At 64.2% G+C, this 24,159-nt stretch carries 24 protein-coding genes and 1 pseudogene; 18 read left to right on the plus strand and 7 right to left on the minus strand.

Going from position 1 to position 24,159, the window contains the following annotated elements:
• Positions 1–116 precede the first annotated feature (116 nt).
• The 3 genes from GWQ44_RS01720 to GWQ44_RS01730 all read left to right on the plus strand — a co-directional run bounded on the left by GWQ44_RS01720 (position 117) and on the right by GWQ44_RS01730 (position 3,223).
• Positions 117–926 carry a class II aldolase/adducin family protein gene (locus GWQ44_RS01720; RefSeq protein WP_016964580.1) on the plus strand — a complete coding sequence of 270 codons (810 nt, stop codon included), beginning with the start codon at positions 117–119 and terminating at the stop codon, positions 924–926.
• A 12-nt stretch (positions 927–938) separates the two neighbouring features.
• A complete protein-coding gene (locus tag GWQ44_RS01725; RefSeq protein WP_016964579.1) occupies positions 939–1,901 on the plus strand; it encodes an ABC transporter substrate-binding protein in 963 nt (320 codons plus the stop codon).
• Positions 1,902–2,029: 128 nt separating this feature from the next.
• A complete protein-coding gene (locus GWQ44_RS01730) occupies positions 2,030–3,223 on the plus strand; it encodes a dipeptidase (RefSeq protein WP_275926514.1) in 1,194 nt (397 codons plus the stop codon).
• Positions 3,224–3,236: 13 nt separating this feature from the next.
• On the opposite strand, the gene GWQ44_RS01735 is transcribed toward GWQ44_RS01730, so the two are convergent.
• A complete protein-coding gene (locus GWQ44_RS01735; RefSeq protein ID WP_047302324.1) occupies positions 3,237–3,989 on the minus strand; it encodes a hypothetical protein in 753 nt (250 codons plus the stop codon).
• A complete protein-coding gene (locus GWQ44_RS01740; RefSeq protein WP_275926515.1) occupies positions 3,983–5,002 on the minus strand; it encodes a hypothetical protein in 1,020 nt (339 codons plus the stop codon). The genes GWQ44_RS01735 and GWQ44_RS01740 overlap by 7 nt, the downstream gene beginning before the upstream one ends.
• Before the next feature lie 322 nt (positions 5,003–5,324).
• Here GWQ44_RS01740 and GWQ44_RS01745 point away from each other — a divergent pair, with 322 nt between their 5' ends.
• The 11 genes from GWQ44_RS01745 (at position 5,325) to GWQ44_RS01795 (ending at position 17,530) form a co-directional block, all read left to right on the plus strand.
• A complete protein-coding gene (locus GWQ44_RS01745) occupies positions 5,325–6,902 on the plus strand; it encodes an FAD-dependent oxidoreductase (protein ID WP_275926516.1) in 1,578 nt (525 codons plus the stop codon).
• 88 nt (positions 6,903–6,990) lie between these two features.
• Positions 6,991–7,488 carry a RidA family protein gene (locus GWQ44_RS01750; protein WP_275926517.1) on the plus strand — a complete coding sequence of 166 codons (498 nt, stop codon included), beginning with the start codon at positions 6,991–6,993 and terminating at the stop codon, positions 7,486–7,488.
• A gap of 25 nt (positions 7,489–7,513) precedes the next feature.
• On the plus strand, positions 7,514–9,982 hold the full coding sequence (locus GWQ44_RS01755; RefSeq protein WP_275926518.1) for a TonB-dependent receptor: 2,469 nt from the start codon (positions 7,514–7,516) through the stop codon (positions 9,980–9,982).
• Between the two features lie 3 nt (positions 9,983–9,985).
• The gene (locus GWQ44_RS01760) at positions 9,986–10,972 is read left to right on the plus strand and encodes an aliphatic sulfonate ABC transporter substrate-binding protein (protein WP_275926519.1); all 987 of its coding nucleotides are present in this window, start codon (positions 9,986–9,988) and stop codon (positions 10,970–10,972) included.
• Positions 10,973–11,265: 293 nt separating this feature from the next.
• Positions 11,266–12,042, plus strand: a complete 777-nt coding sequence (locus GWQ44_RS01765) for a 2OG-Fe(II) oxygenase (protein ID WP_047284289.1) — start codon at positions 11,266–11,268, stop codon at positions 12,040–12,042.
• A 4-nt stretch (positions 12,043–12,046) separates the two neighbouring features.
• Positions 12,047–12,796, plus strand: coding sequence for a tRNA-dependent cyclodipeptide synthase (locus GWQ44_RS01770; RefSeq protein ID WP_016965353.1), 750 nt, complete (start codon positions 12,047–12,049; stop codon positions 12,794–12,796).
• Positions 12,797–12,925: 129 nt separating this feature from the next.
• A complete protein-coding gene (locus GWQ44_RS01775; RefSeq protein ID WP_275926520.1) occupies positions 12,926–14,353 on the plus strand; it encodes an MFS transporter in 1,428 nt (475 codons plus the stop codon).
• Positions 14,354–14,366: 13 nt separating this feature from the next.
• A complete protein-coding gene (locus GWQ44_RS01780) occupies positions 14,367–15,698 on the plus strand; it encodes an LLM class flavin-dependent oxidoreductase (RefSeq protein ID WP_275926788.1) in 1,332 nt (443 codons plus the stop codon).
• A gap of 63 nt (positions 15,699–15,761) precedes the next feature.
• On the plus strand, positions 15,762–16,100 hold the full coding sequence (locus GWQ44_RS01785; RefSeq protein WP_047302335.1) for a YegP family protein: 339 nt from the start codon (positions 15,762–15,764) through the stop codon (positions 16,098–16,100).
• A gap of 252 nt (positions 16,101–16,352) precedes the next feature.
• The gene (locus GWQ44_RS01790) at positions 16,353–16,997 is read left to right on the plus strand and encodes a hypothetical protein (protein ID WP_275926521.1); all 645 of its coding nucleotides are present in this window, start codon (positions 16,353–16,355) and stop codon (positions 16,995–16,997) included.
• Complete coding sequence (locus GWQ44_RS01795) at positions 16,997–17,530, plus strand: hypothetical protein (RefSeq protein ID WP_275926522.1); 534 nt, start codon at positions 16,997–16,999, stop codon at positions 17,528–17,530. The genes GWQ44_RS01790 and GWQ44_RS01795 overlap by 1 nt, the downstream gene beginning before the upstream one ends.
• A gap of 69 nt (positions 17,531–17,599) precedes the next feature.
• Here the strand turns inward: GWQ44_RS01795 and GWQ44_RS01800 are convergent, their stop codons facing one another.
• Together GWQ44_RS01800 and GWQ44_RS01805 are read right to left on the minus strand one after the other, a co-directional pair.
• Positions 17,600–18,487 carry a dihydrodipicolinate synthase family protein gene (locus GWQ44_RS01800; RefSeq protein ID WP_275926523.1) on the minus strand — a complete coding sequence of 296 codons (888 nt, stop codon included), beginning with the start codon at positions 18,485–18,487 and terminating at the stop codon, positions 17,600–17,602.
• Between the two features lie 31 nt (positions 18,488–18,518).
• Positions 18,519–19,301 carry an aldolase gene (locus GWQ44_RS01805; RefSeq protein WP_103742257.1) on the minus strand — a complete coding sequence of 261 codons (783 nt, stop codon included), beginning with the start codon at positions 19,299–19,301 and terminating at the stop codon, positions 18,519–18,521.
• Between the two features lie 161 nt (positions 19,302–19,462).
• On the opposite strand from GWQ44_RS01805, the gene GWQ44_RS01810 reads away from it, so the two are divergent.
• Complete coding sequence (locus GWQ44_RS01810; RefSeq protein WP_047302344.1) at positions 19,463–20,005, plus strand: XRE family transcriptional regulator; 543 nt, start codon at positions 19,463–19,465, stop codon at positions 20,003–20,005.
• Between the two features lie 77 nt (positions 20,006–20,082).
• On the opposite strand, the gene GWQ44_RS01815 is transcribed toward GWQ44_RS01810, so the two are convergent.
• The gene (locus GWQ44_RS01815) at positions 20,083–21,102 is read right to left on the minus strand and encodes a DUF4917 family protein (protein ID WP_275926789.1); all 1,020 of its coding nucleotides are present in this window, start codon (positions 21,100–21,102) and stop codon (positions 20,083–20,085) included.
• Positions 21,103–21,259: 157 nt separating this feature from the next.
• Here GWQ44_RS01815 and yiaY point away from each other — a divergent pair, with 157 nt between their 5' ends.
• The gene (yiaY, locus tag GWQ44_RS01820; protein ID WP_047302347.1) at positions 21,260–22,408 is read left to right on the plus strand and encodes an L-threonine dehydrogenase; all 1,149 of its coding nucleotides are present in this window, start codon (positions 21,260–21,262) and stop codon (positions 22,406–22,408) included.
• A 51-nt stretch (positions 22,409–22,459) separates the two neighbouring features.
• Here yiaY and GWQ44_RS01825 read toward each other — a convergent pair whose 3' ends face one another.
• A complete protein-coding gene (locus tag GWQ44_RS01825) occupies positions 22,460–22,744 on the minus strand; it encodes a type II toxin-antitoxin system RelE/ParE family toxin (protein ID WP_275926524.1) in 285 nt (94 codons plus the stop codon).
• Positions 22,734–22,973 carry a ribbon-helix-helix protein, CopG family gene (locus GWQ44_RS01830; RefSeq protein ID WP_016965657.1) on the minus strand — a complete coding sequence of 80 codons (240 nt, stop codon included), beginning with the start codon at positions 22,971–22,973 and terminating at the stop codon, positions 22,734–22,736. The genes GWQ44_RS01825 and GWQ44_RS01830 overlap by 11 nt, the downstream gene beginning before the upstream one ends.
• Before the next feature lie 200 nt (positions 22,974–23,173).
• Between GWQ44_RS01830 and GWQ44_RS01835 the strand changes: the two genes are divergently transcribed.
• Both GWQ44_RS01835 and GWQ44_RS01840 read left to right on the plus strand, forming a co-directional pair.
• Positions 23,174–23,911 carry a hypothetical protein gene (locus GWQ44_RS01835; protein WP_275926525.1) on the plus strand — a complete coding sequence of 246 codons (738 nt, stop codon included), beginning with the start codon at positions 23,174–23,176 and terminating at the stop codon, positions 23,909–23,911.
• An 88-nt stretch (positions 23,912–23,999) separates the two neighbouring features.
• Positions 24,000–24,146 (plus strand): annotated as a pseudogene (locus GWQ44_RS01840) (glutathione transferase); the annotation flags it as partial.
• Between the last annotated feature and the right edge of the window lie 13 nt (positions 24,147–24,159).

The following is a 24,159-nucleotide window of genomic DNA, read 5'->3' on the forward strand; positions in this document are numbered from 1 at the left end:
CTGCGCAGGAGACGCAGGGGGCTTGAGGTCGCTGGAGGTTCGGCGGGAGATCGCCAAGCAAGGCCCTGCGGGCCTTTTCGCACAGGGTGTTGATGACAACTTCAAGGAGAGCGGACATGACCGCACATTTTCGTCCCGCGGTGTATGACTTGCCCCGCGATGGCCATACGGTGTTTCGCTGGGAGCACCCGCCGCAGCAGGCGACGGTCGAGCTGGAGCGTCGGCAGCGCAAGCAAAGCCTGGCCGCGGCTTTCCGGGTGTTCGCCCGGCTGGGCTTCGACATGGGCGGCGCCGGGCATATCACCGTGCGCGACCCCGGGCGCCCGGACCATTTCTGGGTCAACCCGGTGGGGGTGTACTTCGGCCATGTGCGGGTGTCGGACCTGCTGCTGGTCAATCCCCAAGGGGCGGTGATCGAAGGCGAGGGCGCGCTGAACCTCGCCGCGTTCGCCATTCACGCGGCGTTGCACGAAGCCCATCCCGAGGTGGTGGCCGCGGCCCATGCCCATTCGCTGCATGGCAAGGCCTGGTCGAGCCTGGGCCGTCTGCTGGATCCGCTGACCCAGGACGCCTGCGCTTTCTATGAAAGGCACGGGCTGTTCGACAACTTCTCCGGGGTGGTGCTGGAGGCCAGCGAAGGCGCGCGGATCGCCGCCGCGCTGCAGGGGCACAAGGCGCTGATCCTGCAGAACCACGGCCTGCTCACCGTGGGCGAAACCGTCGAAGCGGCGGTGTGGCGTTTCATCGCCATGGACAACGCCGCCCAGACCCAACTGCTGGCGGAAGCCGCCGGCACCCCGCGACTGATTCCCCACGAGGTGGCGCGCCACACCGCGCGCCAGGTCGGCAGCGAGTTCGGTGGCTGGTTCAGTTTCCAGCCTTATCGCGAGCGGATCGTGCGCGAAGAAGCGGACTTTCTCGATTAAGGATCCTTGCCCATGCAGCGTCGTCACTTTCTCCAACTCTCGGCCCTGGCCGGTCTGGCCGCCGCCTTGCCGCGCCTGGGCCTGGGGGCCTCGGTGGATCTGTCCGGGGTCACCCTGAATGTCGCCACCTACAAGGGCGCGGCGCCGAGCTTCTTTGCCGAGGCGGGCATCGAGCCGCCGCCCTACAAGGTCAGGTACGCCGAGTTCACCGGCGGCAACCTGAGCTTCGAGGCCCTGGTCAGCGGCACCCTGGACATCTCGCCGATGAGCGAGATCCCACCGATCTTCGGCATCAAGAACCAGGCCCCGGTGAAGCTGATCGCGGTGCTCACCGGCGACGTCAACAACCAGGCCTTCATCGTGCCCAAGGGCTCAGCGGTGCAGTCGGTGGCCGAGCTCAAGGGCAAGCGCATCGGCTACATCCGCTCCACCAGCTCGCACTACTTTCTGCTCAAGGCGCTGAAGGAGCAGGGCCTGGGCTTTGCCGACATCGTGCCCATGGCGCTGACCCCGCAAGACGGTTTCGCCGCCTTCCAGAACGGCGCCCTGGATGCCTGGGTCAGCTTCGGCTACTTCATCCAGCTGGCGGAACTGCGGGCCGGGGCCCGGGTGCTGAAGACCGGCCAGGGCTACCTGTCCGGCAACTACGTGATCGCCGCCAACCAGAACAGCATTGCCGACCCGCTCAAGCACGCGGCGATCACCGACTACATCCTGCGCGAGTACCGCGCCTGGCAATGGATCGCCAGCCACCCCGAGGAATGGGCGACCAAGAGCGCGCAGATCCTCGGCATGCCGCGCGAAGTGTTCCTCGCCCAGTACCGCGCCCAAAGCGGCCCGCGATTGCTGCAACCGGTGGACGACGCGGCGGTGAAATCCCAGCAGGACGTTGCCGACCTGTTCTTCGAAGCCGGCGTCCTGCCCCAGCAACTGGATGTTTCCGGCCTGTGGGACCGCAGCTTCCACTGGTCCTGACCCCTTGTAGGAGCCGGCTTGCCGGCGAATAGGTCCTTGAGCCTTGCATCGATCTCGGGGCCGCCTTCGCTGGCAAGCCAGCTCCTACGGTCAGGTGGGGCGATTTCTTTGATTGGCCAGGAGGCCCGATGTTTTCTCGAACCTTGCTCTGCCTGGCGCTGGTCAGCCCCTGGGCGCTGGCCGCCAGCCCGGCGCAATCGTTGCACCAGCGCCTGACGGTGCTCGACAGCCACCTCGATACCCCGATGCAACTGGCCCGCCCCGGTTGGGACATCACCCAGCGCCACGACTACCGGGACGATCTGTCCCAGGTCGATCTGCCACGGATGAAAGAGGGCGGCCTGGACGGCGGCTTCTGGGCCATCTTCACCCCCCAGGGGCCGCTCAACGCCGAGGGCCGGACCCTGGCCAGCGAGCATGGGCTGGCGGTGCTGGCGCGGATCCGCGACCTGATCAGTGCCCACCCAGATGACTTCGCCCTGGCCCTCAAGGCCAGCGATGTACCGGCCATCGTCGCCCGTGGTCAGCGGGTGGTGTTCATCAGCATGGAAAACGCCGAGCCCCTGGCCGCCGACCCGGCCCGCTTGCACACCTATTACCGCCAGGGCCTGCGCATGCTCGGCCTGGTGCACTCGGCCAACAACGATTTCGCCGACTCGGCCACCGCCTTGCCGCAGTGGCACGGCCTGAGCCCGGCGGGGCGCGAACTGGTGACCGAGGCCAATCGCCTGGGCATCCTGCTGGATGTGTCCCATGCCTCGGATCAGGTATTCGACCAGGTCCTGGCCTTGTCCAGGGCGCCGCTCATTGCCTCGCATTCCAGTAGCCGGGCGATCACCGCCCATCCGCGCAACCTGGATGACCAGCGCCTGCGCCAGTTGGCGGCCAGGGGCGGAGTGGTGCAGGTCAACAGCTTCCCCAGCGACCTGATCGACCACGCGCCCAACCCCGAGCGCGACAAGGCGCTGGGGCCGCTGTACCGCGAGTTCCGCCTGGCGGCGAGCCTGAGCCCCGGGCAGGTGGCGGACCTGGCCGAGCGGATTCGTCAGGTCGAGGCGCGTTACCCGCAGCCCAGGGCCAGCCTGGACGACTACATGCGCCACCTGCTGCACATCCTTGACGTGGTGGGGCCGGACCATGTGGGTATCGGTGCCGACTGGGATGGCGGCGGCGGGGTGCAGGGGCTGGAGGATGTGACGCAGCTACCGCAAATCACCGAACGCCTGCTGGCGGCGGGTTACAGCGAAGCGGATCTGGCGAAGATCTGGGGTGGGAATCTGCTGCGGGTGCTGGCTGCGGCGCAGGCCGCTAGCGCTGGTTAGGAGGCTGACTGTTTCAGGCCAGATGAAAGGCTTGTCTGATTCGCCAAATCGTCTGTTGCAGGCTTTCTGTCAGCCCTATGGCGGCAGGATCCACGTCTTGTTCGGCCAGTTGCAGCAGGAACTGCTGCAGATCTTCAGCTATCGGGCCGGGCAGCTGGGTTGAGTGGGGAGCAAGCAGGACCGAGAGGCTCAAGATATCGTTACGGTGTTTGCGAATGTTCTTGCTGTCGATCCGCTCCCCTTTGCCCAGACGCTCGGTCAGGTTCAGCCAGGCATGGGCCTTGAGGGGAATCAGCCGATCCGCCCCGATGTGGGTGATAGCGTCGATCTGCTGCATGCCGGCGAGTAAAAATTCGTAGTACTGGTCGTTGAGCAAGATGGCCGACAGGCTTGAGACGGCTTCGTCGACAGGAATAGGGCTCAAGGTCGCGTCCTCTGCCAGATCGATGCCTTGCGGGCTGCGCGAGAACAGTTCGATCTGTACAGGGAAGCGGGTATCGGCCGGCGCCATGAAACGATAGAAAATCGGCCTTTGGTCATTGCGTTGCTTGATCTGATAACCGCCGGCTCGTATGAACTCCCAGAACCGAGCGACAAACGAAGGGTCCAGCGCTTCGATGATCAGGACGATGTCCAGGTCTCGGGTGGCTCTGAACGCCTGGCCGGCTTCTTCCATGCTCAGGTAGGCGGCCACGCCTCCGATCATCACGTAGCGGTCTGTGTAGTCGGTGAAGTACTCACGGAAGCGATCCAGCCCCCTTACCATTTCAAGCCTCCTTCCACTTGGCTCAAGCCGATCTGGATCCGTTCATCCTTGCTGTCCTGCAAGCTCAGGAGCAGCGAGAAAGGATCGACACAGCCATCCTTTGTCCGAGCATAGACGGTGGGTTCGTAGGACCAGATCTGCAACGCGCAGACAGCGTCCTCGGGGGCAACTTCGCTCAGCGCCGGGGAGTCCTTCAGGAGCGTGGCCAGGGTTTCACTGGAGCAGGCGTAAACCGGCAGCCGGGGTTCCATCAGCAGGCTGTGCTTATTCAGCGCCGACTCGCCTGCCAGCAGCAGTGGCGTGTGATTCAAGTGCGGGATCTGGTTCAGCCACAGGGTCTTTTTCAAGGGGGAGCGCATGTGCTTCCTGGCGTCTTCCCAGAGTTGATGCGACGAAATCTGGATCTCGATATGGGCTTGCCGGTCGTTGTGGACCACGATCAAACCCAGGTCTTTCAGCTCTTTGACGGCGCGGGAAACGGTCATCTTGGAGTACTTGAACGGGTAGCCCAGCGTCGATTGGGACAACTGCAACGAGGGCGGCGAGGGGTTCATCAACAGGTGGATCAGCATGGCCTGGGTGGCCGGACTCATGAGCGTGATTTTTTCCTGCCGGGCGCGGAAGTACTCCCTCAGATCAAGCCCCAGTTCAGGGATGAACAGCTGGTTGCCGGGGACGATGAACTGCACGCCTTTGTCAATCAGGCGCTTGCGCTCATAGGAGGCCAGAGCCTCGGCCACGAAGATCAGGGGGGCCTGGGTCAGTTTGCGCAGCGTATCCATGTGCTTTTTCACCTCCGGCAAGCTGGCCGATTGCTGCGGGTTTTCCAGCAAGACCACGCAGGTTTGTCCGAGCAGGGTCATGTGCAGAAGGTAATAGTGGCTGGTGAGGTAGTAGGGAAGACTGGGGGCCTGATCCCAGGGACTGAAGCTTGGGGTATCGCCGAGCACGGTCTCGATGTAGGAAGCAAGCGCAGGCAGTTGGGGGGCCGCGTGCTGGAGTTCGGAGTTCATGGCGGGTGTCCTTTTAACATGATTTTTGAACGGTATCATTTGCAGTGTTACCGTTCAATAAATATGTTACAGACGGCTTTTTCCTGTACAGGTTCTCCGACCAAGGTGGATGGTCCTGCGACTGGCTAGTCACTGTCGTTCATGCGTCTTGTGCAATATCTACGCGGCTGAATATGAAACAAAGTAATATTTGCATATGCTTAAAATGTATTTCTCTTATTAAATGAGCGCCCCTAGGATGGCTTCCCATAGACCCAAGTGACTGCATAAGTCCGCGGGCTATAACCGAACGCACTATCCATCCGCAGCAGGGAGCGCTGGCATGCCACTGACCAGAAGACAATTGATCGCCCGTATCGCCGCTGTCGGCGGGGTCCAGGCGGCGAGCGCGGTCATGGGCCTGTTCGGCGGTTCGGGCAAGGCCGAGGCCTTCGAGGAAAACTATGCGTCGCTGCCCGCAGCCGCCGTGGGCAAGGGCGCTTCGGTGGTGGTGATCGGCGCCGGGATCGGTGGCCTGGTCAGTGCCTATGAGCTGAACAAGGCCGGGTTCAAGGTCACGCTGCTGGAAGCCCGGGACCGGGTCGGCGGGCGCAACTGGACGGTGCGCGGCGGCGATCGGGTGGAGTACAGCGACGGCAGTGTGCAGGTCGCGGAGTTCGACGACGGCTTCTACCTCAATGCCGGGGCCGGCCGTCTGCCCAGCCACCACCAGTTGATGCTCGGCTACTGCCGCGAACTGGGGGTGGAGCTGGAAGTGCTGGTCAACACCAGCCGCAATGCCCTGGTGCGCCCGGACCTGAACCAGCCGGCGTTGCAGATCCGCCAGGCGGTCAACGACAGCCGCGGGCACTTTTCCGAATTGCTGGCCAAGGCCGTCAACCGGCATGCCCTGGATCAGGAGCTGACGGCCGCCGATCGCAGCAACTTGCTGAGCTTCCTGAAAACCTGGGGCGATCTCTCGGACAAGCTGGAATACCTGGGCTCGGCGCGCTCCGGCTACAAGGTCTGGCCCGGTGCCGGCGACCAGCTGGCGCAGAAGAACGACCCGCTGCCGTTGCAGACCCTGCTCAACCCGGCGCTGACCACGGCGCTGATGATCGATGAATACCCGGAGTTCTCGCCCACCATGTTCCAGCCGGTGGGCGGCATGGACCGCATCCCCCAGGCGTTTGCCCGGCGTCTGCAGGGGCAGTTGCGGCTGCACAGCGAGGTGCGTTCGATCACCAATCACAGCGACAGCGTCGAAGTGGTCTACCTGGACCGGCGCAGCGGCCGCACCCAGAGCCTCAAGGCCGACTACGTGATCAGTTCCTTGCCCCTGCCGCTGCTGGCCAAGGTCGAGAACAACTTCAGCGCCCCGGTGCGCCAGGCCATCGGCGCGGTGCAGTTCGGCTACGCCAACAAGGTGGCCTGGCAGTCGCGGCGCTTCTGGGAAAGCCAGTACCAGATCTATGGCGGGCTGTCGTTCATCAACCAGGAAGCCTCCGGGCTGTGGTACCCCAGCGGCGGGTTCAACCAGGCCGAGGGGGTGCTGGTGGCGGCCTACAACAACGGTGAAACCGCGCGCCGCTTCGGGGAGAAAAGCCTGGCCCAGCAGATCGAGATTTCCCGTCAGGCGGTGGAGCTGCTGCACCCCGGCCACAGCCATGAACTGCGCAAGCCGCTGGTGATTGCCTGGGGCAAGATCCCCTACAACTTCGGCCCCTGGATCAGCCATGAAGTGGCCGAGCCGGACTACAGCCTGCTCAACCAGCCCCAGGGCCGGGTCTACCTGACCAGCGACGGCTTGGCCCACAGCGGCGTGGGCATCTGGCAGGAAGCCGCCGCCGGCGCCGCGCGGCGGGTGGTGCGGCACCTTTTTCAACGGGCGCAAGGCTCGTCGCTACAGCAAACGGCCTGAAAAAGCCGAGCACTCATAAAACAGCAGTCACCCATTGCCGGGTAGCGGACCTCCGAGGCTGGCAAACACAACCTTGGAGCGTCTTTGCATGTCTTTGAAAAACACCGTCGTAGGGCTGGGGCTGTTGTGCGCCGCCAGCAGCAGTTGGGCCGCCGGCATCCAGCGCGTGCCGTCCAGCTATCCCCATTCGCCGATCCTGCAATCGGTGACCTTGCCCGCCAACAGTGAGGTGACCTACCTCTCCGGCCTGCTGCCGGACCCGCTGGACCCCAAGGCGTCCAAGGAGCAGATCCACGCCGCGGGCAACACCGAGAGCCAGGCCCGTGAGGTGCTGCGCAAGGTGCAAACCATCCTCGCCAGCCAGGGTTTGACCCTGGGGGATGTGGTGCAACTGCGCATCTACCTGGTGGGCGATCCGGCCCTGGGCGGCAAGCTGGATTTCGACGGCCTGCAAGTGGCCTTTCGCGAGTTCTTCGGCACCGAGAAACAGCCGCTCAAGCCCGCCCGGACCACGGTGCAAGTGGCGGGGCTGGTACTGCCCGGTGCCCTGATCGAAGTCGAAACCGTCGCCGCCCGAGCGCGCTGAGGCGCCAGTCAAAGGATCTGAAGTCATGAGTATGTCCTTGCATAAAATCGTCCTCGGCGCCGCGCCCCTGAGCCTTGGCCTGCTGAGCCTGGCAACCCCGGTGGAGTTGCTGGCCGCCGATGAAACCCTCGGCACCGTGGTGGTCACCGGCGTGCGCGGCAGCCAGCAGCGCACCGTCACCAATAGCCCGGCGCCGATCGATGTGATCGACAGCGAACAGCTGCGCAGCATCGGTCAGAACGGCCTGAAAGAAATGCTCGGGCGCCTGCTGCCATCGTTCAACGTCCCCACCATCAACGGCGGCGGCACGGCGTTCCTGGTGCGCGGGGTGAGCATGCGCGGCCTGGGCGGCGATCAGGTGCTGGTGTTGATCAACGGCAAGCGCCGGCACAACTCGGCGCTGATCAACAACGGTGCGCGGGTCGGCAACGCCTCGGTGCCGGTGGACCTGGACCTGATTCCCACCGCCGCCATCGAGCGCATCGAAGTGCTGCGCGACGGCGCCGCCGCGCAGTACGGCTCCGACGCCATCGCCGGGGTGATCAACATCATCCTCAAGCGCAACGCCGAGGGCCTGACCTCGGACACCACCCTGGGCCAGTACTACGACGGTGACGGCACCACCGGCCACGAGGCCTTCAACTGGGGCAACAAGCTGGGGGAGGACGGCGGCTTCTTCAACCTGTCCTGGGACGCCAAGCTCCAGGAACCCTACGAGCGCTCCAGCGCCGCCAGCGGCCAGCTGTACTTCAAACAGGCCGACGGCTCGCCGGACCCGCGAGAAAGCAATCGCCAGGGCTGGGGCACCGAATACGGCCTGGGCCGCGACCGCACCACCAGCCTGGCCTACAACGCCGAGCTGCCCCTGGCCGACGACCTCAAGCTGTATTCGTTTTCGACCCTGAGCTACCGCAACAGCAACAAGAACCTGGGCCACCGCAAGCCCACCGACATCACCAGCCTGGCGGGGGTGCCCAATGCGCCGTACCCCAACGGCGGCCAGGCGCGACGCGAGATCCGCGAGACCGACTTCCAGGTCGCCGGTGGCGCCAAGGGCCTGGCGGGCGGCTGGGATTGGGACCTGTCGAGCACCTATGGCAAGGACCGCGGGGTGCTGGACACCGCCAACAACCTGAACATTTCCAACGGCCCCTACACTCAGCACGACTTCCACCTGGGCAATCTGGTGTTCGACCAGTGGACCAACAACCTGGACTTCTCCCGGGCCCTGGACATCGGCTGGAGCAGCCCGCTGGAGACTTCCTTCGGGGTCGAATACCGCTGGGAGAAATACGCGCTGGAGGAGGGCGAACCCAACTCCTACAACCAGGGCAGTTATGTGCCGGCCACCGGCCCCTTCGCTGGCGTGGTGCCGGACCCGGGGCTGTTCTCGGTCAACGGCACCACCCCGGAAGACGCCTACAGCCTCAAGCGTCACAGCGAGGCGGCCTATGTGGACCTGGGCCTGAACATCACCCCCAACTGGTACGTCGGCGCGGCGGCGCGCTATGAGAAGTACAACCTCGGGGTGGGCGATACCACCAGCGGCAAGCTCACCACCCGTTATGAGTTCATACCCGGCTACGCGGTACGGGCGGCGGTGAGCAACGGCTTCCGCGCGCCGTCCCTGGCCCAGAGCGTGTTCTCCACCACCAGCACCGTGACCCAGTTCGGCGCGGGCGGCACCACCAGCTCGGTGCGCACCAAACAGATGCGCCCCAACTCGCCGGAAGCCATTGCCCTGGGGGCCAAGGACCTGGAGCCGGAAACCTCGCGCAACTACAGCCTGGGCTTCACCGCCGAACCCACCGAGCGCCTGCGTCTGACCGCCGACTTCTACCTGATCGACATCGACAAGCGCATCCTCCAGACCGGCATCCTCAAGGGCCCGGCGGTGTCGCAGATCCTGGTGGAGAACGGCCTGTCGCCGAACCTCGCCGGGCAGTACTACACCAACGCCGCCGATACCCGGACCAAGGGCGTCGACCTGGTGGCCGATTACAGCCAGTCGTTCGGCGAGTACGGCACGGCCAAATGGAGCGTCGCCTACAACCACAACAAGACCAGCATCCGCGACCTGGCGGACACCCCGGCGGCCCTGTCGCGCCTGGGGGCCGGTTATGTGCTGTTCGACCGTCAGCAGCAGATCGACCTGACTAAATCCACGCCCAAGGACAAGTGGATCCTCTCCACTAACTACAAGGTCGGCGACTGGACCACCAACCTGCAGCTGACCCGCTTTGGCGAGTACACCGAAGGCTCGAACATCCCGGCCAACGACCGTACCTACAGCGCCAAGTGGATCACCGACCTGGACGTGGCCTACGACGTGACCCAGAACCTCACCGTGGCCGTGGGCGCCAACAACCTGTTCGACGTGTACCCGGACAAGATCGGCCTCAAGGCCTGGGCGGGGACCTATGAATACGGGATGTTCTCGCCTTATGGACTGGGCGGCGGCTACTACTACAGCCGCGTCAGCCTGGCGTTCTGAACGATGATCAAGCAGGCGAGCGAGCACCCTGTAGCCGCTGCCGCAGGCTGCGATCGGCTGCGCAGCAGACGGCGGCTGGCGATCCTGGCGCTGCTTCTGTTCGGCAGCCATGCCCTGGCGCAGCCGGCGCTGCGGGTGTCCAGCCAGAAGCAGTCGCTGAAGATCCTGCTCGAAGCCGCTGGCGAATTGGAGCAGGTGCCGTACCCCATCGAGTTCGCGTCCTTTGCCGCCGCCGCGCCCACCGCCGAGGCCCTGGCCGCCGGGGCGGTGGATATCGGCAGCCTGGGGGATGCGCCGTTCGTGTTCGCCGCCGCCGCCGGAGCGCCGATCAAGACCGTGGGGGTGATCAAGCTCAAGGTCACGCCCACGGCGGTGGCCATGCTGGTCAAGGATGACTCGCCGCTACGGGATGCCGCCGACCTCAAGGGCCGGCGCATCACCACCACGCGCGGCTCCATCGGTCATTTCCTGGCCCTGGCCGCCTTGCGTTCGGTGGGCCTGCACGGCGTGGATGCGCAGTTCATCTTTCTCCAGCCGGCCGAGTCCCGCAGTGTGCTGAGCAACGGCCAGGCCGATGCCTGGTCGACCTGGGACCCCTACACCAGCATGGTGCAGATGGAAGGTGGCACCCGGGTGCTGGTCAGTGGCGAGGGGCTGTTCGCCGGGCACATGCTGCTGGTGGCCAATGACCAGGCGATCCGCGACAAGTCGGCACAGATCGCCGATTTCCTCCGGCGCCTGGACCGTGCCTATGCCTGGGCCAACCAGCACCAGCGCGAGTTTTCAAAGATCCAGGCCGGTTACAGCGGCCTGCCGTTGGCGGTGCATGAACGCTCCAATCGCTACTCGCTGCCCCGGCGCATCGCCGTGGGCCCGGCCGTGGTCGAGGACGTGCAGCACACCGCCGATCTGTACCGTGAAGAAGGCATCATCCACCAGTCGTTCGATGCGGCGGCTTACATGGATGCTTCATTCAATGAAGTTGAATGAAGTGATGGCACTTTTATTAATTAAGCTCGGGAGGTGTTGAATAAATAAAGAGCAATGATGTGCTTCTTTTAAGTTAACTATCAGCGAATTTAATAATCCTCTGTCGGTACTTGCGAAAGTGCCGGTAATGGCCGCTATTTGCCTGTTTTTCGATACGTTTTTAAGTTTGGAGATTAGAGATAAAGGATATTTCACAAGGCTTTCGCAACTGCCTAAGGTGGCTTTGAAACAAATTATTACCTTCTGCAAAACCGCAACTTCGTCGCTACTTCCAGGGAATTAAGGGAGCTTGCATGTTCACAGTCACTACCGCCGACAAACTTGAAGCGCGGCATATTCTCGATGTCGTGGAAAAACGTTCTTATGGTGTCCAGCTCAAAGGCTTCTGCCCGCCGGACACCTTGCAGGTGGCGCGGGATCATCTGTACCGGCAGGAGCTGCGCAGTGCCTTCAGCCAGCAGCAGGAGTTCGTCCGGGTCGGCAAGGCCTATATCGAGATCCAGGACGAGCAGAGCCGGGCCGAATACCACGCCCTGGCCCTGCCCAACATCCGCAAGATCCGCAACCTGTTCCGGCCCCTGGCCTCGCCCATCGACGAGCTGCGCCTGTTGCTCGACGAGGTCTGGCCCCAGGGCGCGCACCTGCTGCAGGTGGACGGGCAGAAGTGCTTCGTCGGCATCGCCCGCTTCCAGGGCTCGGGGGTCGATCTCACGCCCCACACCGACAAGCTCGAACGCAATGCCCCCGAGGGCCACAGCCCGCAGTTGCTGACCCAGCTGTCGACCAACATCTACCTGGAGATTCCCGAGGACGGCGGTGAACTGGAGATCTGGGGCATCGAGCCCGACGAGCAGGAGTACAACCGCCTCAAGGGTGAACGGGCCTACGGCATCGAGCGCCACCTGCTGCCGCCGCCGGACTTCGTGGTCAAGCCCGAGCCCGGCGACCTGATCCTGCTCAACCCGCGGCTGATCCACGCGGTCCGCCCTTCGGCCAGCAGCACCCGGGTCACCCTCGGGGTCTTTATCGGTTACTACGGCGAACACCAGCCTTTGGCCTACTGGAGCTGAACTCATGAGCAAGGTGCAGGAAATCAACCTCAAGGCCTATTTCAACAAGGGCGGCGAGGAGCACGAATTCGACGGCAAGCGCGTGGTCCTGGCGGTCAGCGTCGGCCAGGAATACCACGAGGACCAGAAGCTGCGGTCCACCATCCACCTGATCAACCAGTCCGGCTTCAGCCACGTCAAGGTGGTGGTGGCCGACACCCTGCAACGCCACAACAAGCACGGCAAGTCACCGGGCGAGGCGCTGTCGGCGGCGATCCGCGACGGCGATGCCTGGCTGGCGCGCAACCAGAGCATCCTCGACGGCCTGCGGGTGCCTTACCACATCACCCGCTGGAACCAGGAGCTGGCCAGCGACCGCTATGCCGAACTGCGCCAGCAACTGGACCAGATCTATCAGCAGCGCGAGGAATTGCGCCAGGCCATCGACAGCACCATCAGCGTGTTCACCGAGCGCCTGCGCCTGCGGGATGAACAGGCGGACATCGAGCGGGCGGCGGCCCAGTGCCGGGAATACATCCTGGAAGAGATCCCGATCATCCTGCCGCTGTGGGCCGACGAGGGTTACCACTACGTGCTCTATCCGCAGCAGATGACCACCGCCATGGCCACCAGCCGCGAGCTGCTGATCGAACCCCACAGCCCGGACCGGGTGCGCTGGCTGCCGCTGAAGTTCAAGAAGCGCGGGATTCCGATTCCGTTCACCTTGCCCGGCGCCATCCACCCCAACTGGACCAGCGGCGCCATCGCCATCTGACCCACCGCAATCAATGTAGGAGCTGGCTTGCCAGCGAAAGCGCCCTTGCCGGCGATGCAGGACTCAAGGGCCTGTTCGCTGGCAAGCGGGCGCCTACAGAGCGGTTTTTTTGACTGACAAGGAGTTTCCATGAGCGTTTTTGCGCAACAGCAACGCAAGTGGTGGGCATTGCTCGGTGTGAGCATCGCCAGTTTTCTCGGCTGTGTGGATTTCACCATCGTCAACACCGCGCTACCGGCGCTGCAGGCCGATCTCGGGGCCTCGGTGGACAGCCTGCAGTGGGTGATCAACGGCTTCATCCTGACGCTGTCGAGTTTCATGGTGCTGGTGGGGCGCCTGGCCGACCTGCATGGACGCAAGCGGGTGCTGTTCATCGGCTTGAGCGTGTTCGGCCTGGCGTCCCTGGCGGCCGGACTGGCGACGCAGATCGACACCCTGATCGGCGCGCGGGTGATCCAGGGGCTGGCCTGCGCGGTGCTCTACACCGCCTCCGGGGCGATTGTCTCCAGCACCTTTGACAGCGCCGAACAGGGCAAGGCCTTCGGCGTGCTGTTCGGGGTCAACGGCGTGGGGCTGGCGATCGGACCGGTACTGGGGGGGCTGATCACCAGTGGTTTTGGCTGGCAGTGGATCTTCCTGATCAACGTGCCTTTCGTGCTGCTGAGCCTGGGCATCTGCAGTTTCAGCGTGCAGGAATCGCGCTCGGCCGAGGCCGGTGCGCGGCTGGATGGCTGGGGTGCCTTGCTGTTGCTGATCGGCTTGCCGAGCCTGGTGCTGGTGATCGTCCAGGGCGGGGCCTGGGGCTGGGGTTCAAGCCTGACCCTGAGCCTGATCGTCCTGGCGCTGCTGGCCCTGGTGGCGTTCCTGGCGGTGGAGCGACGGGTCGCGGCGCCGATCATCGACCTCAAGCTGTTCGCCAATCGGCGCTTTGTCGCCGGGGTCGCGGCCAGTTTCGGCCTGGCGCTGTTCTACTGCGTGGCGTTCTTCGTCATGCCGCTGTACCTGGCGCAGATCCGTGGCGAGTCGGTGCAGGCCAGCGGCTTGCTGTTGTTGCCCACCACCTTGGGCGTGGCGCTGCTGTCGCCGCTGGTGGGGCGGTTGGTGGACCGCAAGGGCCCGGCGCTCTTGATCAAGACCGGGTTGCTGCTGTTCGTGCTCTCGGCGCTGTTGCAGGCCGGTTTCGATCGCCAGACTTCACTGCCTTATCTGCTGGGGGCCTTCGTCATCATGGGCCTGGGCTGGGCCAGTATTCTCGGGCCGTCGACGGTGCTGGGGATTTCCTCGGTGCCTCAGGAAGTGGGCTCGGTGGCCATGGGCTCGCTGATGACCCTGCACAACGTTGGCGGTGGCGTCGGGTTAGCGCTGGGGGTGGGGCTGTTCCACCACTTTTCCGCGACGCCGCTGGACGATGCCCAGGGCGCCTTTCTCAACGGTTATCGCGGGGTGATGCTGTTCTTGGCGCTGGCGACGCTGCTGGTGTGGACGGCGGTGAGCCTGTTGCTGCGCGCCGCGCCGCTGCCGGTGGCGGCGGCCGAGGAGGGCGCCAGCCGTGGCTGAGCGCGGCGGGCAGATGGGGCTGGGGGCCTTTCTCTCCGGCTCCGGCGCCCACGGCGGCAGTTGGCGCCATCCCCGGGCGGATGCCGATGCCTCGTTGAATTTCCAGCGCTACCGGCACTACGCGCAAACCCTGGAGCGGGGCTGCTTCGACGCGCTGTTTCTCAACGACAACGTGGCGGTCGGGGATCTCGATCCGCGGGTGCTGGCCCGCAGTTCCCACAGTTTGCGCTGGGACCCGCTGACCCTGCTGCCGGCCCTGGCGGTGGTGACCCGGCACATCGGCCTGATCGCCACCGCCAGCACCACCTACAACGAGCCCTATAACCTGGCGCGCAAGTTCGCCTCGCTGGATCACTTGAGCGAGGGCCGGGCCGGCTGGAACCTGGTGACGGGGCTGATCGGCGGCGAGAACTTCAATCAACCCGAGCCCATGAGCCACGCCCAGCGTTATGCCCGCGCCGAGGAATTCTTCGACGTGGTCAGCGGCCTGTGGGACAGCTGGGCCGATGACGCCTTCCCCCGGGACCAGGCCAGCGGCCAGTGGCTGCGCCCGGAGCGGATGCACTTGTTGCAGCATCGCGGGCCGCACTTTGAGGTGCAGGGGCCATTGAACGCACCCCGGCCGGTGCAGGGCTGGCCGGTGATCGCCCAGGCCGGTTCCTCGGGCCCCGGCACTGAACTGGCGGCGCGTTGCGCCGAGCTGGTGTTCACCGCCCAGGTCGAGCTGGAGCAGGCCAAGGCGTTCTATCGCGAACTCAAGGAACGGCTTCCCGCTTACGGGCGGCATGCCGGTCAGTTGAAAATCTTCCCCGGCATCGCCCCCACGGTGGGCCGCACCCTCAACGAAGCCGAGGAAAAGTATCAGCAGTTGCAGGAGTTGCAGGACCCCCAGGCCCAGCTCAAGGCGCTGTCCTACCTGTTGGACCTGGGCATTGACCTGTCGCACCTGCCGCTGGACGCCCGGGTGCCGCCGTTGGCGGATGCGGCGCCTACCGAACGGCATAAGAGCCGTCGGCAACTGGTGGTGGAGCTGGTTCGCCGCGAGCGGCCAACGCTGGCGCAGTTGCTGCGCAGCCTGTCCGCCAGCGGGCACAAGGTGCTGGTGGGCACGCCGGGGCAGATCGTCGACGAGATGGCCAGCTGGTACGAGGAATACGCCGCCGATGGCTTCAATGTGCTGTTCACCCACCTGCCGGGGGCCATCGAGGATTTTGTGCAATGGATCACCCCCGAGCTGCAACGCCGGGGCCTGTTTCGCCAGCGCTACACGGGGCGCAGCCTGCGTGAACACCTGGGGCTGGCACGGGTGGAAAACCGATTTTTCAGCCACCGGGGCAATGGCTGAATCGCCGAAAGAGGCTTTACTCCCCAGGCGCAACGCCCATCGAAAACCCCAAGGAGCAACAGCATGTCCGGATGGTATGAGTTGAAGAAAAGCAGCAGCGGCCAGTTTCGTTTCGTGCTCAAGGCGGCCAACGCCGAGATCATTCTCACCAGCGAGCTGTACACCACGCGCGGAGCCGCCGAGAACGGCATTGCCTCGGTGCAGGCCAACAGCCCGCTGGAGGAGCGTTACGAGCGCAAGAGCGCCAAGGACGGCAAGCCCTATTTCAACCTCAAGGCGGCCAATCACCAGATCATCGGCAGCAGTGAAACCTATTCATCGGAGGCGGCCCGGGACAAGGGCATCGCCAGCGTCAAGGCCAACGGTCCGAGCCATAACATCAAGGACCTGACGGGCGTGTAAAACCGGTTCGACAAAGCCTGAGCCGCTCGGCCCGGTCAGGGGCCAGGCGGCGCCGCTATCTGCCCGGCGATAGCGGGACGTGCGCAATGCTGGCGAGCCCAGGTGCGAGTCCCTGGCGCGCCAGCCGATTGGCGACTGAAATATGGCGAAGTGACATTACTTGCTTTATCCTCCGCGCCCGTCACCGGGCGCTCGGCATGCCTGGCACCTTGGGTGACGTTATCGATCATTGTCCAAGGGATCTGCGACCTCATGATTCGCCCTTTCGTTTTACTCGCCGCGCTGCTGGCGCTGAGCGGTTGCTACAGTCTGCCTTCCACGAAAATCGCCGAGAACATGCGCCCGGATTCGCAGTCGGGGGTGGCCTATGTGGTGGGCGTGGTGGGTATTTGGCCGAAGGCGGTGCACACCGCCAACGAACAGATGCTGCTGATTCGCCCACGAGGCGGTGAGGGATTCGCCTCGGCACGCTTGTACAACCAGATCTACGGCCGCACGCCACGGGATGTGCGCGAGACCTGGCACGGCATCGGCAGCTTGTTCGTGATGCCGCTCAAACCCGGGCGCTACGAGATCTACAACCTGCACTTCGACCGCGGTAACGCCACCGCCTGGAGTCGCGAAGACTTCTCCATTCCCTTGGAACTGGAAGCCGGAAAGGCCTATTACGTCGGTGATTTCCGCGCCGGCTGCCTGTCGGCGACGGGGGCCAAGTGCGTGTTTCTGCACAGTGACCACCTGGAGCGCGACGCCGCCCTGGTGCGCGCCAAGTACCCGCAGGTGCCGAGCCTGCAGCGGGTCGATCTAGAGAAGATGGAAGACGTCACGTCGTTGATCGTCAAGGAGCAGGGGCCCAAGGCGTCGATGCTCAAGGCCATGCTGTCGGGGGATCTGTAATGAGCAGTCGGTTGTGGTTGTTGCTGGTGCTGATGCTGGGACTTGGCGGTTGCCAGACCAGCCATAGTCTCAAGCCGGCCGAGGTGGATTATCAGCAGCGGTTGCCGGCGATCAGCGTCAGTGTGATGGGAGCCATCCCTGCCGGCCTGATCCGTGACAACCTGCGTCGTCGCGGCACCTTCGAGCAGGTGCAGTCGGGGTTCAGTGCCGATGGCTACAACGTGATCGTGATGGCCAACAGTGATTACTTTGGCTGGCAGAACATTCCCATGGGGCTGCTCAGTGCGATGACCTTGTTTATCGTGCCGGGCCGGGCCACCTGGGACAGCCAGGTGATGTTCCACGTCAGCCGTGGCGACCAGCCTCTGGCCAAGTACCGGGTCAGCAACCACACCCGTTCCTGGCGCGGTTGGGCCAATCCCGATGGCGGTCAATACCAGCATGTGCAGCGCATCACCGACGAGTTCATTGTGCAGATGCTGCAAGACCCGCAGTTCAAGGCCCAGGCCCCGGTGGCGCTGAACCGCCACTGAGCCACGCGTGAACGCGGCCCATGCCAAAGCCCGGACGGTGTCAGCCGCCCGGGCTTTTTTGTCAGGGCTTCAACCCAGGGTCTGCAGCAGCGTGTGCAACTGTTGGCGACCGCCCTCGTTCAGGGCAAACACCGGCCGGCGCGGCTCGCCGGCGTTCAGCCCGGTCAGTTCCAGCCCGGCCTTGACCGTGGCCGGCAAGCCGCCCTTGAGGATGAAGTCCAGCAGCGGCAACTGGCGGTAGAACAGCGCCCGGGCCCGTTGCAGGTCTTGCTCGAGCACGGCCTGATACAGCTCGAGGTTGAGTTGCGGGATCAGGTTCGCCGCGGCCGTGCACCAGCCGCTGGCGCCGGCGGCGAAGGCTTCCAGGGCCAGGGGGTTGCAGCCGTTGTAGAACGGCACCTGGCCTTCACCCAGCAGGTGCAGCTTGTGCATGCGCTGGATATCGCCGGTGCTTTCCTTGACCAGGGTGACGTTCTCCACGGCGTGGAAGATCTTCAGGATCAGTTCCACCGACATGTCGGTGCCGCTGGTGGCCGGGTTGTTGTAGAGCATGATCGGCACGCCGATGCTGGCGCCGATGGCCTGGTAGTGGGCGAGGATCTCGGCTTCGCTGAGTTTCCAGTAGGAGGTGGGCAGCACCATCACCACGTCGGCGCCCTGGGCTTCGGCAAAGCGCGCGCGGCGGATGGCCTTGGCGGTGGTCAGGTCGGAGACGCTGACGATGGTCGGCACGCGCTTGGCCACGTGGCGGATGCTGAACTCGGCGACCTGATCCCATTCCGCGTCGCTGAGGTAGGCGCCTTCGCCGGTGCTGCCCAGGGGCGCGATGGCGTGGACGCCGGCGTCGATCATGCGGTCGATGGAGCGCCCGAGGGCGCCCAGGTCCAGGCCTTCGCCGTTGGCGCCGAAGGGGGTGACGGTGTAGCCGATGATGCCGTGGATCTTGGGGGTAGGCATGGTGCAACTCCTGCAAGGCATAAGGGGTGGATCAGTTCAGGCAGTCGGCGTGTTTTTTCAGGTTTTGCCGAGCGTAATAGTTGAAGGCGGCGCTGTGGCGCTTGGGCCTGGAGATCCAGTCGTGGGCTTCGCGGCCCAGCTCTGGAAGGATCGGCTTGATGGTGCCGGCAGCCATGGCCAGCAGTTGCAGCCTGGCCGCGCGCTCGATCAATTGAGCGATCACGCAGGCTTCCTCGATGCTCGCGCCGGTGGACAGCTGGCCGTGGTGGGAAAGCAGGATCGCGCGCTTGTCGCCCAGGGCCGCGGCGATGATTTCGCCTTCTTCGTTGCCCACCGGCACCCCCGGCCAGGCTTCGAGAAAGGCGCAGTCCTCGTACAGCGGGCAGAGGTCCATGTGCGACACCTCAAGCGGCACTTCCAGCATCGACAGCGCGGCAACGTGGGTCGGGTGGGTGTGGATGATGCAGTTCACGTCCGGCCGGGCGCGGTACACCCAGCTGTGGAAGCGGTTGGCCGGGTTGGGCATGCCGTGGCCTTCGAGGACCTCCAGGTCTTCGTTGACCAGCAGCAGGTTGCCGGCGCTGATTTCATCGAAGCCCAGGCCCAGTTGCTGGGTGTAGTAGGTGCCCGGTTGCGGACCGCGGGCGGTGATCTGCCCGGCCAGGCCCGAGTCATGGCCGTTCTCGAACAGAATGCGGCAGGTCAGGGCCAGCTTTTGCCGGTCGGTCCACGTATTATCCGCCAGGGTGTTTTGCATCTGGGTCAGGGCTTGCTTGACCAGCTGGTCTTTGGGCAGTGCTAATGTCTTGGCCATGTCGAAGGTCCTTTGAGAAGTGCAATGGACGTCGGATCTGCGTTTCACCTGCTGCTTGCGAGGTCGTTGGGTGAGTCGCGATGACACTTAAAAGGCTATATGACACTTTGTGTCATTGGCAAGCGCCAATCGTTGTTTTCTAGATGGATTAACCGTTCCAGATGTCTATCCGTTTGAAATTATTGAGAAAAAAACTTGGCGTGACCCTGGAGGCGCTGGCCGAAAAATCCGGGATGACCAAGAGTTACCTGTCGAAGGTCGAGCGCGGGTTGAACACCCCGTCGATCGCGGCGGCGTTGAAACTGGCCAAGGCGCTGAACGTCAAGGTCGAGGAGCTGTTCGCCGAGGACAGCCTCAGCCTCGACAGCTACAGCCTGGTGCGCAGTGACCAGCGCCAGTCGCTGGCGGCCAACGACCAGGCCCCGGGCTATGCGGTGCTGGCCCACCAGGTCAGCGAGCGCAACCTGCTGCCGTTCATCATCTACCCGGCCAAGGAGTTCAGTGACAAGACCTTCAAGGAACACCTGGGGGAGGAGTTCCTGTTCGTCCATGAAGGCCAGGTGGAAGTGGATTTCATGAACGAGCGGGTGATTCTCAACCGTGGCGACGCGCTGCACTTCAACGCGCAGAAACCCCATCGCATCCGTTCCTTGGGGGACGAGCAGGCGCAGTTGCTGGTGGTGGTACACAGCAGCGAAGAATAAGCCCTGTAGCCGCTGCCGCAGGCTGCGAACGGGCCGCAGGCCCGCGGCGATCCCAAGGACGCCCGCGCCCGGCGCGGTCAGCGCTCCACAGGCACCGACAGCGCCGGGTTGCCCAGGGCGTGGGTCTTGGCATCGAAGAAGCGCAGGCTCAGGTCCAGGCCTTCGAACAGCTTGGCGTAGTGGCGCTTCTGGTGCTGGATGAACGCCGCGCTGCGCGGGTAGATGGAGATCGCCAGGGTCGTGACGGCCGACTGGCGGAGCGCCTGCACCAGATGCTGGTCCTGGGGCCCGAGGTTGTGGCCGAAGAGGCACAGGGCGCCGCTGTGATCCTGCAACTGCTGGTAGCAGAACGACAGGTAGTCCGAGCTGCGAATGGTCTTGAGCTTGTCCGCCAGCGGCCCTTCGCTGACGAACAGCGGCACGTCATCCAGGGTCTTGAGGGTGTTGTTGATGGCGAAGCTGCCCAACAGGGTGCCTTCGGTGGCCGTCAGTTTGCGTGCGCTGCCATCGAGGTTGCGCACCAGGTGCAGGCCACCGTGCAGGTAGAGGATGCGGGTCGCGGCACGGGGTGTGGTGCCCAGTTCGAAGGCCGGATCGGCGCCGTGGAACAGGTCGTCGATGCCTTGGCTGTCATGCTGCACGGCCCAGTAATTGAGCAGGTCGTAATTGCTGGTGAACACCGTGGGGTAGCGCCGCAGTTCCTGGTTGATGGCCGCCAGGCTCTGCTCCTGGACCAGGCGCCAGGGAATGTGCACCGTGTGCACGGTATTGATCAGCGCTTCCTTGATCGCGTAGTAGCGATTGCGCGGCGCCGCCGAGCTGACCGCCAGGGCCTTGTTCACCCGGCTGGTGGTTTTCAGGGCGCTGAGCACCTGTTCGAAGCTGCGGGTCTGCAGGGCTTCGAACACGCTGAGTTCGGATGGGCTCAGGGGTTTTTCTTCCACGGTGCGGGCGTTTTCGAACAGCGAGTCGTAGGCAAAGTCTTCCCACACGGCGCGGCTGGCGCCATTGCCGATCAGCAGGCCGCTGAACGCCATGCTCGTGCCCAGGGCGTTCCAGTCTTCAAGTTCGGCGTCAAATTCCTGGAAATCCGTCATCGCGGTCATTGGTCTCAAGGCAGAAGGTGATCAGGGCGCCGACTTTATCACGACCGACCCTTGAGCCAGATCAAGATCGCCCGTGACCGATGAGTCGATCCTGTCGGGCATACACCGCATCGACACCCGCATTGGGCCTTCGCCCGGAGACTTCCTCATGAGCAGCACCTTCTTCATTCCCGCCGTCAACATCATGGGTATCAACTGCCTGGACGAAGCCATGGAGGCCATTCGCAACTATGGCTTTCGCAAGGCGCTGATCGTCACCGACGCCGGCCTGGCCAAGGCCGGGGTGGCCGGGATGATCGCCGAGAAGCTGGCCATGCAGGACATCGATTCGGTGATCTTCGATGGCGCCAAGCCCAATCCGAGCATCGCCAACGTCGAGCAGGGACTGGCGCAGTTGCAGCAGTCGCAGTGCGATTTCGTCATCTCCCTGGGCGGCGGTTCGCCCCATGACTGCGCCAAGGGCATTGCCCTGTGTGCCACCAACGGCGGACAGATTGGCGACTACGAAGGGGTCGACCGCTCAAGCAAGCCGCAGTTGCCGCTGATCGCCATCAACACCACCGCCGGCACCGCCAGCGAAATGACTCGCTTCTGCATCATCACCGACGAGTCGCGCCACGTGAAAATGGCCATTGTCGACCGTAACGTCACGCCGTTGCTGTCGGTCAACGACCCGGCGCTGATGGTGGCCATGCCCAAGGGCCTGACCGCCGCCACTGGCATGGACGCCCTGACCCATGCCGTGGAGGCCTACGTGTCCACCGCCGCCAACCCGATCACCGACGCCTGCGCGCTCAAGGCCATCAGCATGATCAGCGCCAACCTGCGCCAGGCAGTGCACGACGGCAGCGATCTGCAGGCGCGGGAGAACATGGCCTATGCGCAGTTCCTCGCCGGCATGGCCTTCAACAATGCGTCCCTGGGTTTCGTGCACGCCATGGCCCACCAGCTGGGCGGTTTCTACGACTTGCCGCACGGTGTGTGCAACGCCGTGCTGCTGCCCCATGTGCAGAGCTTCAATGCCTCGGTGTGTGCCCAGCGCCTGACCGATGTGGCCCATGCCCTGGGCGCGGACATCCGTGGCTTCAGCCCGGAAGAGGGCGCCCAGGCGGCGATCACGGCGATTCGCGCCCTGGCCCGGGATGTGGAGATTCCTGCCGGTCTGCGTGAGCTGGGGGCCAAGTTGCAGGACATTCCGCTGCTGGCGGCCAACGCCCTGAAAGACGCCTGCGGCCTGACCAACCCGCGTCCGGCGGATCAACGGCAGATCGAGGAGATTTTCCGTAGCGCGTTTTGAGGAACGAGTAGGTCCGTTTCGCTGGCAAGCCAGCTCCTACAGGTGAAGCGTTCACCAACGCGCCGGGGGCTGGCGGCGGGTATGGAAAATTCGCAGTATCTGTAGCCGGTCTCCCCGCACCCGATAGGGAATCAAGTAGGGCCACCCCGGTACCACCCACTCCCGGGTGCCGGGCAGGCGGCCTTCGCGGCCGCTTGAGGGGAAGCGGGCCAGTTGCTCGATACTGGCCAACAACGCCTTGACAAACTCCCCCGCGGCCCGGGGATCGTCCTGGGCGATATGACGCGCCTCGGCGTCCAGGTTGTGCAGGGCGCTACGCAGCCATTCAATGCGCATTGTCGGTCCACTGGCCAGTGACGGCCGCGACTTCTTCGGCACTGGCGAAGTCACCCGCATCGGCCTCCTTCAGTGCTTGCTGGATTTCCTCGATCTGCCAGGCTTCCCGCGCCAGGTATTCACGCAGGGCATCCACGGCGAGAAACGATTTGCTGCGCCCAGTGGCCTTTGCCAGCAGGGCCAGGGTTTCAGCGAGCTCATCGGGCAGGCGCAGGGACATGATGGACATGGCGGTCTCGTTGTAGTGGTGTGTAATACAACATACTACCTCGTCATACCTTGGCCTGGGGCCGGTCATTCGTCAGACCTGTGATTGTTACCAGGTAAGGCCACTCCGAAACGCCCGCTTCTAGCGTTGAAAGCGCCCGCGTGGCAGAGGATAGTGCGACCTGAAATCGCGCTGTATCCGCCTGTCACAAGGAGTCGTGAATGTTCCGTCGTTCTTCCCTGATCCCGCTGCTGGGCAGCCTGGCGTTGCTGGCCGGCGCCACCTCGGTGGCGGCGCAATGTCTGCCGCCACCGCGCAATGCCGAGGTCCCGGGCTTTTCCCTGTGCAAGGACTGGCCGGCGTTTGCCGACCAGAGCATCAGCCTGCTCTCGGAAATGGTTCCCGACCCCAGCGACACCGGCAACGGCGACGGCACCTACAACCTGCAACTGGCCGTGCTGGAGCGCAACAGCGGACAGGTCCTGGCTCGCTATGCGCAGCCTGCGGCCTTTGTTTCCGACGCGGTTCGCCTGGAGAGCGTCAAGCTCGACACCGGGCGCTTTCAATTGACGCCAGAGGTGCGGGCGTTCGGGGTCCGGGCCGGGTTCGAGGGCTCGTCCCGGGTCAACCCCTTCAGCCAGGTCTGGCTCAGCCTGTATGTGCGCGAGGGCAGCACCCTGCGCCCGGTGCTGGAGAAGTTCCTGGCTCACTCCTACAACGGCGAATGGGATGGCCAGTGTGCCGGGGAGGGGACGAAAACCACCCGTACCCTGGAGATCGCCAAGACCCGCAGCCACGGTTATGCCGACCTGATCGTGCGTTCGGTCAGCGTCAGTACCCGCAGTGAGCAAGTCGGCGACCAGTGCCAGTCCAAGTCCGTGACCGCCAAGCCGGTGCTCGTCACTCTGCATTACGACGGCCAGCGTTACGTGCTGCCCAATGGCTACAGCGGTATCTGAGGGAGTTTTGATGAAGTGGCTTGAGTCATGCGCCCTGGGCCTGGCCCTTTGTGTCGGGTTGGGGGGCGTCATGGCGGCGCAGGCGCGGCGCGACAACCGCAGCGAGGGCGCGTCGTTTTATTTTCTCGATCCCGATGGCCATCGACTGGAGGCACATGTCGGTGACTTGGCCTCGCGATTACGCACCTGTCGCGAACATCCTTATGCGGGAATGCGCTTTTACCCCAGCGACTGAGGCGCAACTGCCC

It is taken from the genome of Pseudomonas sp. 3MA1, assembly GCF_029237275.1.
Lineage (GTDB): Bacteria > Pseudomonadota > Gammaproteobacteria > Pseudomonadales > Pseudomonadaceae > Aquipseudomonas > Aquipseudomonas fluorescens_AP.